Origin of the sequence: Cyanothece sp. BG0011 (assembly GCF_003013815.1) — a bacterium.
Lineage (GTDB): Bacteria > Cyanobacteriota > Cyanobacteriia > Cyanobacteriales > Microcystaceae > Crocosphaera.
Map to the genome: position 1 here is coordinate 1 of NZ_PRLH01000118.1, position 13,753 is coordinate 13,753.

At 37.8% G+C, this 13,753-nt stretch carries 16 protein-coding genes; 8 read left to right on the forward strand and 8 right to left on the reverse strand.

Annotated features, from left to right (window positions below; all coding sequences use genetic code 11):
* From C4E06_RS15425 to C4E06_RS15435, 3 genes are all read right to left on the reverse strand, one after another.
* The coding region (locus C4E06_RS15425) for a citrate/2-methylcitrate synthase (protein WP_107668881.1) at nt 1-903 on the reverse strand (903 nt) is incomplete at its 3' end.
* A gap of 136 nt (nt 904-1,039) precedes the next feature.
* On the reverse strand, nt 1,040-1,642 hold the full coding sequence (lexA, locus tag C4E06_RS15430) for a transcriptional repressor LexA (RefSeq protein ID WP_107668882.1): 603 nt from the start codon (nt 1,640-1,642) through the stop codon (nt 1,040-1,042).
* 95 nt (nt 1,643-1,737) lie between these two features.
* Nucleotides 1,738-3,336: a helix-turn-helix domain-containing protein gene (locus C4E06_RS15435; protein WP_107668883.1), complete on the reverse strand. Its 1,599-nt coding sequence runs from the start codon at nt 3,334-3,336 to the stop codon at nt 1,738-1,740.
* 615 nt (nt 3,337-3,951) lie between these two features.
* On the opposite strand from C4E06_RS15435, the gene nadC reads away from it, so the two are divergent.
* The 5 genes from nadC to C4E06_RS15460 all read left to right on the forward strand — a co-directional run bounded on the left by nadC (nt 3,952) and on the right by C4E06_RS15460 (nt 8,452).
* Entirely contained in the window at nt 3,952-4,794 is an 843-nt protein-coding gene (nadC, locus tag C4E06_RS15440) for a carboxylating nicotinate-nucleotide diphosphorylase (RefSeq protein WP_107668884.1), read from the forward strand.
* Nucleotides 4,795-4,798: 4 nt separating this feature from the next.
* Nucleotides 4,799-5,767 carry a tRNA lysidine(34) synthetase TilS gene (tilS, locus tag C4E06_RS15445; RefSeq protein ID WP_107668894.1) on the forward strand — a complete coding sequence of 323 codons (969 nt, stop codon included), beginning with the start codon at nt 4,799-4,801 and terminating at the stop codon, nt 5,765-5,767.
* A gap of 100 nt (nt 5,768-5,867) precedes the next feature.
* Nucleotides 5,868-7,301 carry a carotenoid oxygenase family protein gene (locus C4E06_RS15450; RefSeq protein ID WP_107668885.1) on the forward strand — a complete coding sequence of 478 codons (1,434 nt, stop codon included), beginning with the start codon at nt 5,868-5,870 and terminating at the stop codon, nt 7,299-7,301.
* Nucleotides 7,302-7,319: 18 nt separating this feature from the next.
* The gene (locus C4E06_RS15455) at nt 7,320-7,940 is read left to right on the forward strand and encodes a DNA-3-methyladenine glycosylase (RefSeq protein ID WP_107668886.1); all 621 of its coding nucleotides are present in this window, start codon (nt 7,320-7,322) and stop codon (nt 7,938-7,940) included.
* A 53-nt stretch (nt 7,941-7,993) separates the two neighbouring features.
* Nucleotides 7,994-8,452 (forward strand): SgcJ/EcaC family oxidoreductase, encoded by a 459-nt coding sequence (locus tag C4E06_RS15460; RefSeq protein ID WP_107668887.1) that lies wholly within the window; start codon nt 7,994-7,996, stop codon nt 8,450-8,452.
* Here the strand turns inward: C4E06_RS15460 and C4E06_RS15465 are convergent.
* Nucleotides 8,435-8,902, reverse strand: a complete 468-nt coding sequence (locus tag C4E06_RS15465) for a DUF123 domain-containing protein (protein WP_107668888.1) — start codon at nt 8,900-8,902, stop codon at nt 8,435-8,437. The two genes, C4E06_RS15460 and C4E06_RS15465, sit on opposite strands and share 18 nt — an antisense overlap.
* Nucleotides 8,877-9,272, reverse strand: a complete 396-nt coding sequence (locus C4E06_RS15470) for a nuclear transport factor 2 family protein (RefSeq protein WP_107668889.1) — start codon at nt 9,270-9,272, stop codon at nt 8,877-8,879. The genes C4E06_RS15465 and C4E06_RS15470 overlap by 26 nt, the downstream gene beginning before the upstream one ends.
* A gap of 56 nt (nt 9,273-9,328) precedes the next feature.
* Between C4E06_RS15470 and C4E06_RS15475 the strand changes: the two genes are divergently transcribed.
* Nucleotides 9,329-10,054, forward strand: coding sequence for a class I SAM-dependent methyltransferase (locus C4E06_RS15475; protein ID WP_107668895.1), 726 nt, complete (start codon nt 9,329-9,331; stop codon nt 10,052-10,054).
* Between the two features lie 133 nt (nt 10,055-10,187).
* Here C4E06_RS15475 and C4E06_RS15480 read toward each other — a convergent pair whose 3' ends face one another.
* From C4E06_RS15480 to C4E06_RS15490, 3 genes are all read right to left on the reverse strand, one after another.
* Complete coding sequence (locus C4E06_RS15480; RefSeq protein WP_008277199.1) at nt 10,188-10,598, reverse strand: CAAD domain-containing protein; 411 nt, start codon at nt 10,596-10,598, stop codon at nt 10,188-10,190.
* 208 nt (nt 10,599-10,806) lie between these two features.
* Nucleotides 10,807-11,682 carry a 6-carboxytetrahydropterin synthase gene (locus C4E06_RS15485; protein WP_107668890.1) on the reverse strand — a complete coding sequence of 292 codons (876 nt, stop codon included), beginning with the start codon at nt 11,680-11,682 and terminating at the stop codon, nt 10,807-10,809.
* Between the two features lie 139 nt (nt 11,683-11,821).
* Nucleotides 11,822-12,607 carry a pentapeptide repeat-containing protein gene (locus C4E06_RS15490; RefSeq protein ID WP_198648716.1) on the reverse strand — a complete coding sequence of 262 codons (786 nt, stop codon included), beginning with the start codon at nt 12,605-12,607 and terminating at the stop codon, nt 11,822-11,824.
* A 218-nt stretch (nt 12,608-12,825) separates the two neighbouring features.
* On the opposite strand from C4E06_RS15490, the gene grxC reads away from it, so the two are divergent.
* Nucleotides 12,826-13,095: a glutaredoxin 3 gene (grxC, locus tag C4E06_RS15495; RefSeq protein ID WP_107668892.1), complete on the forward strand. Its 270-nt coding sequence runs from the start codon at nt 12,826-12,828 to the stop codon at nt 13,093-13,095.
* Nucleotides 13,095-13,753, forward strand: a 659-nt coding sequence (locus C4E06_RS15500) for a glutathione synthase (RefSeq protein WP_107668893.1), incomplete at its 3' end; no start/stop codon positions are given. The genes grxC and C4E06_RS15500, both read left to right, overlap by 1 nt.

A 13,753-nucleotide genomic window follows, 5' to 3' on the forward strand; every position in this document is an offset into this window, starting at 1 on the left:
AATGCTGCGATTGGGCTTATATTCTTTGAGTAACCGTAGGGCGGTGGTTTCTACGTCAACGGCTAAACCCCAAAATTCTGTATCTTCTTTCCGTTTCCAGACATCGGCCGAAACTTGTGATAGTAAAATGGCTCTAGGATCTTTGACACGATACACTCGGTGACCAAACCCCATCAACCGTTCTCGGTTTTCAAACTTGTGGCGTAAATACCCTTCTATATCTCCTGATTGTTGCATCTCTAACAACATATCTAACACAGGACCCGGCGCACCTCCGTGTAGCACTCCTTTCATGGCACCGATGGCGGCTGTTACCGCAGAGACAAAATCGGAGCGTGTTGACATCACAACCCGCGCGGCAAAGGTGGAGGCATTCATCCCATGCTCAATGACCGTATTGAGGTAAATTTCTAGGGTTTTGACATCTTCTGGAGCAGGTTCTTCTCCTGTCAACATATATAAATAGTTAGCAGCATGGCCCAGATCGAGGTGAGGTTCGACAATGGGTTGACCTTTGAGCAACCGCCAATAGGAGGCGGTAATAATGGGGACTGAAGCAATAATTTTCAGCGCGCCGTTAATCCCTTCTTTATCGATGCGATGGGATTGCATATCTAAAGTTAGGCAGCTAACCCCTATCCTCACCCCTTCTATGAGTTCAATGTCATTGGCTGCTGCGTTTTTGAGGACATCTAGTATTTTTTCGTCAAGATATCGATGGGATAATAGCTTTTTGGTGACGTTATCCAGTTCGTTTTTGTTGGGGAGATGATTATGTAAAAATAGATAAATCATCTCTTCAAAGGAAGCATTAGTGGCAAGCTCTTCAAAGGGAAATCCTAATATGATTAATTTTCCTAACTGCCCATCAATTTTGCTGAGGTGATTGGGTATATTTTCCATATATTTCAACCTGAATAGTTGAGGCTAATATCGGCTTAGGCACTCTGGCTAATTATACCATAGTGCTTAGTTTTGATGCTGTTTGTCATTTGAGGATTCAACTTAAAAGTTTCCCTTTTTTTCAGGATAATTGAGGTTAATAACCTCGCCAAACTCCCACTAAGATTCCTTGGACTTCTATTTGGTTTGCTTTGACTTCGATGGGTTGATAGTTGAGATTTGATGGCTTTAACATCACGATTTCTCCTTCTTGATAATATCGTTTTAAGGTGGTGCCAACTCCATCAACTCTGGCTGCCACAATTTCACCATTTTTTAAGATTTCATCCGGGTCTAATGAGCGCATAATGGCTAAATCTCCATCGGTGATTAAATCTTCAATCATGCTGTCCCCTGTCACCCTTAAACCCCAATAATTGTTAGCATGGATGAGATGGGACAGGTCTAAGCGTTCCTGTTCGTCGGTAAAGGGTTCGACTAATCCCCCTGCTGCGATCGCCCCTAAAATGGGGACTCCTTTGGGCTGATGGTGTAAAATTCTTAGGGTTCGGGCTTTTCCTTCGATCCAGTCGATATAGCCTTTATTCCTCAGTCTTTCTAAGCGACTTTGTACCGGAGCCGGCGATCGCAGATTCATGGCTTTCATCATTTGACGAATGGAGGGTGCGTGTTGATTTTCGTTAATGTACTTAATCAACCAGTCATATAATTCTTTTTGTGCGGGGGTCAACGGTTCCATGGGTTTTCCCTATTTCTCAGAACATAGGTACTATCATAAACCGTTTGTGTACCGTTGAGACAATAATTTTTGATAAGAAACTGAGCAACCCTCGATCATAATTCTAGAACAGTTTGGAGTATTTCGCGATCTCCTGGTTTAGGACAGAAGCGGCCATTTTCAAGATCACGAATCCAACTTTGACTTTTTCCGATTTCTTTGGCCAAGGCCCGTTGACTTAATCCTTTGCGTTTTCTTGCGTCTAAAATTTGCTGAGCGGATAACTCAGGGGCTTTCTTACTGCGACTTTTGCGATGATTTTTCCGTTGTTTTTTTTGTTCAAATTTAACCAGTTGTTCCTCCCATTCTTGGGGCAGTTCAAAGTTAAGAATTCTTGCTTTCATTAACCAATTCCATTTACCTCTTGGTCCTGAGTCGGTTAAACGATTTTCTTGGGAACCATCATTAATCCAAAAGTTTAAGGCTTCTTCTGCATCATCGGGCAGTTGCTCTAATTTCACCCACAGGGGTTGAATGGTTTCTGGATAGGAAACTGGGTCAAATACGGGTTTTAATCCGTAATGATTCAAGACTTCTAAATCACTTTCAAAGGTGCGTAACAGGCGTTTTCGTTGCTCTCGTTGAATATCTGCTTGGGCTATCTTTTCTTGACCATAAGCTACCCGCATTAAGGTGGGAACGGTAATACATTGTTTGCGTCCCATTTTACTCTTAAATAGCAACCAAACCATGATTCTCACTGCCCCTGGATGTTGTTGCCAAATACTCATGACACTACTTAAAACAAATTGAGGCAACGAACCGTATTGATAGAAAGCAACTCTTTTACTATAACCCTGTTTATTGAGGAAATATTTTGCCCATATCCCCGGTTGTAAGGTAAAGGTTAAACCGATTAAATGTTGACAACCTAAGTCATCTTCTTGGAAGTGATGTTCTACGTCTAATAAGTTCCAAATAGGGTTTTCTGGTACAGTAAAGTCTTTAACTTTTCCTTGTTGCGGCCAGTGGATGGTGGCTAATAATTGACAGGTTTGTTGAACTAATAGTTTAATCAGACTCAATTTTGAGGCTTTACTCATATCTTTTCGTTTATCGAGTCCTAAATATTGTTCAATTTGTTGATCGCTAATAATAAATTTTTCTTGCCAAGGTTTTTCTAATGTGGTTGCATAAGCAGCAAATAAAAGATGTAAACAAGCTGCTCTAATATCAATATTTTCTAGTTGAGATCGATCAGATACATACTCGACCGATTCAGAAAATTGTGCATCTAAAATATCATTTAATCGGAAAACGATTGTCCCTTGTCCTTGTTTAACGGGTTTTTCATAATAAAGATTTCCCTCTGTATCTTTTTCCCAGAGAAGCACTGAGGCGCGAGTTAGTACGGTACAAGCTTCCCAAATGATCATGGATGAGGCAAAAGGGGTATTTTTTCCATTGATAAATAGTTCGGGGGAGGTGCTTTTTCTAGCTACATTTTTATATCTTCCTTTCTTGGCTTGTGTGGGAGTTGGACTACTAATGGGACATTGCACCACGCACTGAGGTTCTTGATAATAACCTTCGCAATTATTACACTTTTCTTGATCGATCCAATATTCACCATTTTCGGTTTGAATGGCATCGGTTGGACAGTCGATTTGACAATTATTACAACTAGGACAACTCTCAGAAATAGTATAAGACATAGTAGTTTATGAAGAGCAACAAATAAAGCCAAATAGGGTGATAGAATGCAATAATTAGATTAAAAGTTAACCTAACTAATTTCTGATGATGCAGTATCTCCAGCACAATACCCCATCTATTTTCTCTCATACAAAAAAGATTTCTCCTGATAGTAACTATCAGTTTTTTTCAATAGTAAAAACCGTATGAATTCACTAGGACTTCACTGGTATTGTGCCAGTTTATGATGTAACACTTCTCACTGTTGTTATGGTATTTAATAAACGATTCACCTTATGTTTATGGTGAACATTCTACTCTCATTCTGTCTTTCCTTTGGGGTGAATGCTATCACCTTGTAGAGGGGATTTATACTAATAATGCAACCATTAATGATTTTTATGAATAATCCCTAGGTAAAAAGTCAGTCTTCTGTTTATTAGAGACAAAATTTCTCAACTATCCCATAACTCATTCCCTATTTTGGAGCAGTTTATTGAGTTTTGTTATGTTTTCTATCTTTTTATCACAATTTTATAAGTTCATTATTTTCCCCCTTCGTTAACCCTTAAAGAGATTGGCGAAGAGGAAAGGTTATGATTAAGGATGGAAAATTTTGAAAAAATACGACCATTGTGATACCTTCTAAATTGATTATCGATCCATTATTAACGGCCTGGTTACAAGAAGACATCGGACGAGGCGATCGCACAACGGACGGTTTGCAATGTCAACAAATGGGGTCCGGCCAGTGGGTAGCGAAAGCTGAAGGGGTGATAGCGGGTTTACCCATTGCCCAACGAGGGTTTGAATTATTAGATTCTCAAGCTAAATTAACCCCAGTGGTCAAAGAGGGGGAAACAGTCAAAATGGGTCAAGTGGTGGCTAGATTGAACGGCCCCTTAAATGCCTTATTAACGGGGGAACGAGTGGCTTTAAACCTTGCCATGCGATTAAGTGGTATTGCTACGATGACCCGACAATATACAGATATTATCGCTGACTTACCCACTCAATTCGTCGATACTCGCAAGACTACCCCAGGGTTAAGGATACTAGAAAAATATGCCATCCAGGTAGGAGGGGCAAAAAATCACCGTATGGGCTTAGATGACGGGGTGATGATTAAAGATAATCATATCAAAGCTGCCGGCAGTATTCAAGGGGCAATAGAAAGTATTAGTCAAACCATTCCTTATCCTCTAACCATTGAAGTGGAAACCACCACGTTTCAAGAAGTAGAAGAAGCGTTAAACTATGGGGCAGATATTATCATGTTAGATAACATGGATTTAGAATTGATGAAAGAATCTGTTAACTATATTCGTGGGAAAAATAAACAGATAAAAATTGAAGCATCAGGCAACATTACCCTGGATAATCTTCGACAAGTTGCTTTAACTGGAGTGGATTATATTTCTAGTAGTGCGCCAATTACTCGTTCTGTTTGGTTAGATTTAAGTATGAGAATTGATTAAAAAAATGTGGACTTCTCTTCATGCTAGGGTACATCAAACGTTAAAAGATAGTTTACTTTTGCCTCGTCAAAGTAAGATATTAATTGCAGTTTCAGGGGGACAAGATTCTCTATGTTTACTGAAACTGATGATAGATTTACGAGAGAAATGGGACTGGACAATTGCCATTGGCCACTGTGATCATGGTTGGGCTTCTGATATAGGAATTGCTGATCATGTTAAAGAATTAGCTAAAAATTGTAATATTTCTTTTTATTTAAAAGTAGCTGAAGCCATGAAAGAAACAGAAGCAGTTGCACGAGAATGGAGATATCAAAGTCTAATAGAAATTGCCGAAGAACATCAGTTAACTGAGGTAGTAACCGGTCATACGTTAAGCGATCGCGCTGAAACTTTATTGTATAATTTAATTAGAGGTTCAGGGAGTGATGGACTGGGATCTTTAACTTGGAAACGTCCCTTAACTAATAATATTAGTTTAGTTCGTCCTTTATTAAAGGTTTCTCGTCCCGAAACGTTAGCTTTTTGTCAACAGTTTAATTTGCAGATTTGGGAAGATGCAGTTAATGCTAATTTAGATTATGCCCGTAATCGTATTCGTCAGCAATTGTTACCTTATTTAAAAGATAATTTTAATCCTAATGTGGAAAGTACGTTATCACAAACCTCAGAAGTATTAAAAGCAGAATCTAACTATTTAGAAGCAGAAGCGAATAAGATTTTAATAGCAGCATTTAACAACAGTAAACAAGTTCTCAATCGCGATATTTTAAAACCCATACCTCTCGCTTTGCAAAGACGAGTTATTCGCCAATTTTTACAGAAAATAATGATTAAAACTCCTAATTTTGAGCAAATAGAAGAAACGGTTAATTTAATCAATGCACCTAGACGGAGTCGTACGTCTTCTTTCCCTGGTAATATTATTTTAGAAGTTGAAGACAATTATATCATCAAAAAAGAATTAGTCTGATTTTAATTTTAACTTGAGAGTTGTTAACTACCTCTAATTGGGAAAAATAAGTTATACTTTACAAAAGTACATATTTAAGAAAACTCTTTACTAACGCACAATGGTTGTTACTTCATCTCCTTCTCAATTAGCCAAAGACTGGGCAAAAGGTTATACCTCTCAACCCACCGAATATGAATACGAAATCGAAGATATTGAAGGACAAATACCCTCTGATTTACAAGGGACATTGTTTCGCAATGGTCCGGGGTTATTTGAAATAGGAGGAGAAACCATCGGTCACATTTTTGATGCTGATGGAATGCTTCGTGTATTTAGATTTCAAGACGAAAAAGTTTACTTTCAAAATCGTTATGTACAGACTGAAGGTTATTTAAAAGAACAACAGGAAAAAACCATACTTTATAGAGGATTTGGAACTCAAAAATCAGGAGGATGGTTCGCTAATCTGTTCAATACAAACTTTAAAAATGCTGCCAATACCAGTGTTATTTATTGGGGCAAAAAATTATGGGCAATGTGGGAGGGAGGTTATCCCCATCAACTCAATGCTGAAACTTTAGAAACCATCGGACTTGATAATTTAAATGGATTATTAGATAAAGAAACTTTCTCAGCACATCCTAGAATTATAGATGATACTTTTATCAATTTTGGCGTGTCTGGAATTAGTCCCCAAACCTTAACGATTTGGGAATTAAATCAACAAGGAGAAAAGATAAAATCTTCTTCTTATCCTGTCGATGGGTTTTCTATTCTCCATGATTTTTTAGTCACTCCTAATTACTATATTTTCATTAAACATCCTTTTAAATTAAATGCTTTACCTTGGTTATTGGGATTTAAAAGTTTAGAACAGTGTCTTTCTTTTGATAATGAAAGTCAAACTAAAATACTGATCATTTCTCGTCAAAGTAAAACAATGGAAGTTGTAGAAACCGAGGCATTTTTTGGCTTTCATCATGGCAATGCTTGGGAATCAGAGGATAAAATTTATTTAACAACTATTTGTTCTGATAGCTTTCCTCAACGAGAAAACGATAAAATGGAATTAGATAAAATGTCATTTGATCAACCTATTTATGGTCAACTATGGCAATTAACTATTGATTTAACTTCAAAAAAAGTAACCCGTCAACCCTTAATAGAAAGAAGTTGTGATTTTCCTTCAGTTCATCCCGTATCTGTTGGCAGAAAAAACCGTTATTTATATTTAAATGTAGCGTCACAACCTACCAATAAAGCCCCTATTCAATCTATTATGAAATATGATCAAGCTAACGGTCAATATCAGATGTGGAACCCAAAGGAAAGAAGTTTTGCAGGAGAACCTGTTTTTGTCCCCCGACAAGGTACAATTGAAGAGGATAATGGGTATTTATTATCAGTGGTTTATGATGCTTCTATTCATCGCTCTTATTTAGTCATTTTAGATGCTAAAAATCTGACTTCTCCCCTAGCAAAATGTTATTTAACTCATCATTTACCCCAAGGATTTCATGGCACTTGGACTCCTGAAAATTTTCTGAAATAATAAATAAGATTGATTTCCATGACTTGTCCTAAATACTGGCACGAAGCTAAAGAATATTTAGCCAAAAAAGACGCTATTTTAGCTAGTTTAATGACTTCCTATCCCTCAGAAACAATTATTAATTACTATAATCCGTTTTTAACTTTAGCCAATGCTATTATTGGTCAACAAATTTCTGTTACTGCTGCCACAACCGTGAGTCAAAGAGTAAAATCTTTACTTGGTGATATTACTATCAAAAACTATTTAGAAGCTGATCAAGAATCTTTACGACAATGTGGCTTATCGGGTCGAAAAATCAGTTATATTACTAATATTGCTCAAGCTTTTGAACAAGGTGTTTTGACCCCTCAAACTTGGCAAACTATGAGTGATCAAGAAGTGATTAAACAATTAACTTCTATTAAAGGAATTGGCCCGTGGACGGCTCAAATGTTTTTGATTTTTCATTTACATAGAAAAGACATTTTCCCTATGGCTGATCTCGGTTTAATTAATGCTATTCAACGTCATTATAGCACAGAAACACCTTTAACTAAAGAGCAAATTGTACAACTTTCACAACAATGGAAACCTTATCGGACAGTGGCAACATGGTATCTTTGGCGTAGTCTTGATCCTGCTTCTGTACAATATTAATTGTTTCGTTTTATCATCAAAAAAGTTTAGTTTAAAATCTGATAAAGAAAATCATGAAAACATCATTTTTTTTGTTATTTATTTGTCTGAATTTAGTCTTTATTCCTTCTGTAATTGCTCAAGATAGGGAAGAAAAAAATAGTAAAAATCAAGATATTTATCTATTAATTGAACAGTATAATCAAGCCAGAGAAAATAAAGACACTGATTTACTTGAAACTATTTTAACGCAGGATGTGGATCAATTAGTTTCTTCTGGAGAATGGAGACGAGGTATTGAAACGTCTATCCAAGGTATGTTAAGAAGTTCTAATCGTAATCCAGGGGAAAGAACAATTACTATCGAAACAATCAGATTTTTAAATCCAAATGTCGCTATTGTGGATACAAAATATGAAATCAAACTAGATAGTAATCAAGTGAGAAATTTATGGAGTACCTTTATCGTTGTACAGCAAGAAGGTAACTGGAAAATTGCAGCTATTCGTAATATGTTACCGACTCAAAGATAACATTTTTATAGGATAATTACTCAAAAAATTTTCTAGTTTTGGTTTAACTTTGTAATAAAATAAATGTGTAGGACAATGACAATCTGAAGAACCAAATTTATTAATGGGAATAGTTGAATATTGATCTTTTAATAGTAACTCAGCCCATTGATGCTCTCGCTTAATGCTATCAGTTGTATAATAAATTTCAACGGGTTCTAAATAGGGTCTAATATAGTCTAAATGCCAGTGATTACGTTTATTAATTTTGAGATGTCTTTGTATACGTGATTTGAGTCCACCCCTTCCAAAGGCACTACCAATATAACAATAATAACCAGGAACAATTTGATAAGTTCCTAGTTTTCCTACCGTAACTTGTGATAAAATAGAACAGTGAAACCTTAAACAGTAAGTTCCTGTTTGAGAAGGTAATATTAAAAAGTTATCTGCGGATAATTGGACTACCATGATGATGAACTAAAGACCATTTTTGTGCCATTTTTCTAAAGCCATTAGTGGCTATTGATTGAGCTTCTAAACGCCTTCCATTAGTAATTTGTGTTACTTTTTCAATGAGTACAATATAAGCCACTTCTTGACCCATATCAATATTAATAATTTCTGTATCAATTTCTAAATAATCAGTATTTTTAAAGATAGTTTCCCAAGAAGAACGAATGGCATCCCATCCGATGAGAATATTACCCCCAGGATGGACACAGGTACTACTTGAACCCTGCCACCAAACTTGATTCATCGCTTTAATATCTCTTTTTTCAAATCCTCGATAAAAAGCTTGATTAATAGCAATTAGTTCCGATTTTTCATCAGTGGTCATAATCTAAATAAAGAATACAGTTACAATTATTATAGATGAAGTTTTGGGACAGTTTTATGAATCAATCAACCACGATTTATCCAGGAGAAGTTTTTGCCGATACAAAAGCATTTGACACAGGCATTCGTCAATTAATCCCCCATTATGACTTAATGCTCGATACCCTTGTCGCTTGCGTTCCCACAGATGCCCGTCATATTTTAGACTTAGGATGTGGAACCGGGGAACTCAGTCTTAAATTATTGAAACATTGTCCCAATGCCAACATAGTCGCCCTAGATTATTCTCCCAGAATGATCAAAATGGCGCAATCTAAACTAGAAAAAACCCCTTTTAGCGATCGCATTACTTTTATTGAAGCCGATTTTGGAGCTTGGGCAAATGGGGAAATAAAAGAGAAAATCGGTAGTAATTTTAATGCTTGTGTTTCTTCTTTAGCTATTCATCATTTAACCGATGAAATGAAATATAAATTATTAAATTGTGTCGCTAAACATTTAACCAGTGGTGGCTGTTTTTGGAATGCTGACCCCATTTTACAAGAATCATCACAATTACAAGAAATTTATTCGAGGGTAAGAGAAGAATGGACGAGCAATAAAGGAACAACTATCGAGAAAGTTCGTTCTCAAATAGGGAATAGTCAACCCCAAGGCTATTCAGGACAAGATCGCTTAACCACCTTAAAAAACCATTTATCCATGTTATCATCAGTGGGATTTAAAACCGTTGACGTTCCTTGGCGATTTTTTGGCTTAGCCGTTTTTGGCGGTTGGATTTGAATGAAGTCAGAAGTCAGAAGTCAGAAGTCAGAAGTCAGAAGTTAAATTTATTTATATTCTGTTAAAAAAAGAAAAAATCCTCCGATCATTAAAGTTCGGAGGGATTCAAAAAACGGTATAAATGCAGTTAAATTTAGGCGTTATCACCAAACATTTGATTTTTGATCGCATCAAACTCAGCTAATAACTCTTTACGGTTCGATGCTTTCCAGAGATAACGCCAAACAAACCAAGCACTATAACCTAACCCAACCATTTCTAAGAGAGGGGCTAATAGGGGGATATCATCAACTGCACCTAAAACAGCAACGATAATTTTGACAGTAATAATCGCTAAAAGTGATAGTCCTACAATGGTTAGAGGTTGTTTGTACTCACTAAAGAACTCTCCCAAATATTCGGGAACCTTAGCGAGGATCTGCATGACATAATCGAATGATTCTTGCCAGGGTTGATCGCCCATACCAGATGATTTAGTAAGGGTTCCGGGGGCTTCTGAACTCAAATCTTTGGGGGTGGTTTGTTCTTGTACTTTAGATTCCATATTGGCTTGATCCTTCTAAAAATCTCAGAATTGGATGTTTGAAACGCAACCAGACAATACAAACTATATAATAGACTGTCTAATGGTTGCTAATGTGATGAGACACCAATAAAATAAAAGGTATCCTCTTTCAGTTTAAAGCCCCAGGAAGCACCCTAGGGCTAGTCTGAGTCTCTAAAGGACACTCAAGGCAATAATGTTACATTAGTTAATGAAGTGCCATTAATTGAGGGGCTTGTTGAGAAGGTAGATTTAAGGACTCAGCAGAAGCACCACAATAGATTTCACAGGAATTATTAGGACTTTCAATTAATTTAACTTTTTCCAATTGCGCCCCTAATTCCTGAATGGGTTTTTCTAGCAGTTGGGCAATATAAAGGGCAATATTTTCGGCCGTGGGGACAACCTCAGCGAAGTAGGGAATATCTTTATTCAAGAAATTATGGTCAAAGGGTTCAACGACATAATCCTCTACGATGGTTTGCAACGCGCCTAAATCAACCAGCATCCCAGTCCGGGGGTCAATCTCTCCACTAACGGACACCTCAAGGTGATAATTATGACCGTGGCCGTGGGTACGGGCGCATTTACCGTAAATTTTGGTATTTTCTTCTAAACTGAGGTCAGGACGAGCAAGACGGTGGGCTGCACTAAAATGGGTTTGAATGGTTAATGTCGCTTTCATAGCATTTCCTTGATAGTCGGCCCAGAGTTGGGGGTGTTCAAATAGTTGGATTTTTACGATGGGTAAATGGGGGGCTAACCGTTGCCAGATAATTCTGGCCAGGTTTTCGGTGGTGGGTAGGGTAGTTTGAAATTCTTCCCAGACATCATTGAGATAAGCATAGTCGAGTTGAGAAGTCACTTCTCGTTTGATGACCTGTTTAACAGTAGATAGGTTCTCTACCATGCCATATTGGTCAACCTCGCCCCACAAAGAGACAAAGAGGACATAATTATGGCCATGACCCGGAAAACGGCTACAGGCACCAAAGACTTGCTTATTTTTGCTTTCGTCCCATTCCGGCAACCAATAACGATGACTGGCACTAAATTGGGCGCGACGGTTAATAACACATTGCATAGTTAATTATTACTAATTGCCTTCTGTAACATTTCGTAACGTTACTTTTTTTCTAGCATAAACTGTTTTGGGGTATTTTCAGTTATCAGTTATCAGTCATCAGTGATCAGTTGTTAAATTTATCGGTCACTGTTCATTGTTAAAATCCTCCTTGGAGCAAAAATCGTAACGCCAAAGAAGCCACCCCCCGAACAATGTTATCTAAACCAGGAGAACCACCTCCTTTTCTGCGTGCTTCTTGCATGGCTTCAATATTCTTGACAAAACTCTCAGCCAGTTCTTTTCCTTGGGTATTTTCCTGTTTTTCGTAGAGTTGAGAAGCCATTTTAGCATTAAGGACGGCTCCATTTTCATTCCCTAACCGTAATAAAGCGTAACCTCTGGCTAAATAAGCAGGGGCATATTCTGAGTCTAAAATTAACGCTTTATTGTGATGGGCGATCGCTTCTTGATAATTCCCTTCTTTGGTTTCAATTAAACCCCATCCATAAAACAGTTCAGGGGTTCCCGCAGTTTGAGAAATGCCCTTAGCTCCTTGAACATAAGCGTTAGCTAAGCTCGTGCCGGTTAAGTTAGCATTGGTCAAATAGGAGTCCCTTAAATCGGTTCCTTGCAAAATAGCACTGCTTAAATTAGCACCGGTTAAATTAGCTCCGTATAAAGAGGCTCCGGTTAAATTGGCTCCCCTGAGATCAGCCCCAGCTAAATTGGCTTGAGATAGGTTGGCTCCAGCTAAATTTGCCCCAATTAAAGAAGCACCCGAAAGATCGGCCATCACTAACCCGGAGCCAGTTAAATCACAAAGTTGACATTGTTTGGTGGATAATAATTGACTTAAATGAGCTAAATTTTCGGCTCTAACTGGTAAAATTAGCCCGAATGCTGTGAATAAAGCAGTCAAACTAATAGAAGTAATTTTTATCATAGCTTTTATAAAGAATAAATAGACAACAATTTCAGGTGAGGATAAGAGTTATGTTATAGAAAGTGAGGGAGTTATTAGCCTTGTAACCCTTGCGATCGCTTTATGATAGGACAAGAAACTTTAGTTATCTATTATGACTAATTTTTTTGACTTTGATCGTTACAATAGACAGTCAGAAAATAGTACAATTGACATCATAATTAATATTCGAGATATCTATGGCTGCTAACGTTGAAATTTATACTTGGAGTTCCTGTCCTTTTTGTATTCGAGCAAAAGCCCTATTAGTTAAAAAAGGGGTAGACTTCACAGAATATTGTATTGATGGGGATGAAGATGCTAGGGACGAAATGGCCCAGCGAGCTAACGGAAAACGCAGTTTACCCCAAATTTTTATCAACGATCGCCATGTTGGGGGTTGTGACGAATTACATAGCTTAGAGTTTAATGGAGAACTCGATCGCTTATTGGAGAACTCAGCAGCCTAATGAAACTCGCTTTTATTATTGATCCGATCGCTAATCTCAACCCTGGCCACGATAGCACGGTGGCTATTATGGAAGCCGCCCAAAATTTAGGCCATGAAGTCTGGATCACTGAAGTTCATCAACTAAGTGTCATTGATGGGAAAGCTTGGGCCGTTTTATCTCAAGTTCAGTTAACCTCTGTCACCCTACAAGAGGGAAAATGGGTGAGTGTCTCCCAGTGGTATGAAGTATCTCCAGAGAAATTACGCTGTCTTGAGGACATGGACGCGGTGTGGATGCGAAAAGATCCCCCGGTGACCATTCGTTATCTATATGCGACTTATATCCTGGAATTAATTGATCCGACCCACACCCTGGTCATTAACTCCCCTCAAGGGTTGCGAGAAGCTAACGAGAAAATGTACACTTTACAATTTTACTCGGTGATGCCTGAAACGGTGGTTAGTCTGGATAAAAAGGTGATTCGTCAGTTTGTTGAGGAGAAACAACAGGCCGTCTTGAAACCGTTAGGAGGTAAAGCAGGAGAAGGGATTTTATTTTTAGAACCCGGCGATCGCAATTTTAACTCTATCATCGAAGTCAGCACCTATCATGGTCAAGAACCGGTTATGGTTCAGCGATTTTTACCGGAAGCTAAAAACGGCGATAAACGCATTAT